We start from the raw sequence: 625 nt of genomic DNA, 5'->3' as shown, positions 1-625 counted from the left end.
CGCCCAAAGCAAACGTCGCCATTGCAAGAAGAAGGAAGCTAAAGCCGTCCATCAAATCGGTTAAACCAAAGGTGAAACGCTCGACACCAACGCCTTTATCGATACCGACTGTCGACAGCATCAAACCAAGAATGGTCATCATCCACGCTTTAATGACCTGACCTTTACCAGCAAAAGCCGCAACGGCAGACAAGCCGAGCAACATCAATGCAAAGTAATCAGAAGATTGAAAGCTTAACGACACGTTAGCCAAGGCTGGCGCAGCCACGAGCAGCATGATGGCCGAAAGTGTGCCGCCAGTAAAAGAGGAGTAAGCGGCTAATGCTAGCGCTTTACCCGCTTGACCTTTTTGCGCCATTGGGTAACCGTCAAACGCGGTTACGACCGTTGAAGAACAACCCGGTGCGTTGATCAAAATTGAAGAGGTTGAACCACCAAATACGGCGCCGTAGTAAACACCCGCCATCAAGATGAGGCCCGATGAAGGCTCTAAACCATAAGTAATCGGGATCATCAACGCGATGGCCGAAATTGGGCCAAGACCCGGCAGCATGCCGATAAATGTGCCGACGAAGCAGCCAACAATCACCATCATGATGTTCATTGGCATTACCGCGGTGGATAA

General features: G+C 50.4%; 1 protein-coding gene. It reads right to left on the bottom strand.

Features of this window, described 5'->3' with window-relative positions; translation table 11 throughout:
• Positions 1 to 625, bottom strand: a 625-nt coding sequence (locus R7Q11_RS27430; RefSeq protein ID WP_225467141.1) for a tripartite tricarboxylate transporter permease, incomplete at both ends; no start/stop codon positions are given.

This window comes from Vibrio sp. 970 (assembly GCF_033339075.1).
This window is presented reverse-complemented; position numbering and strand designations above follow the sequence as displayed.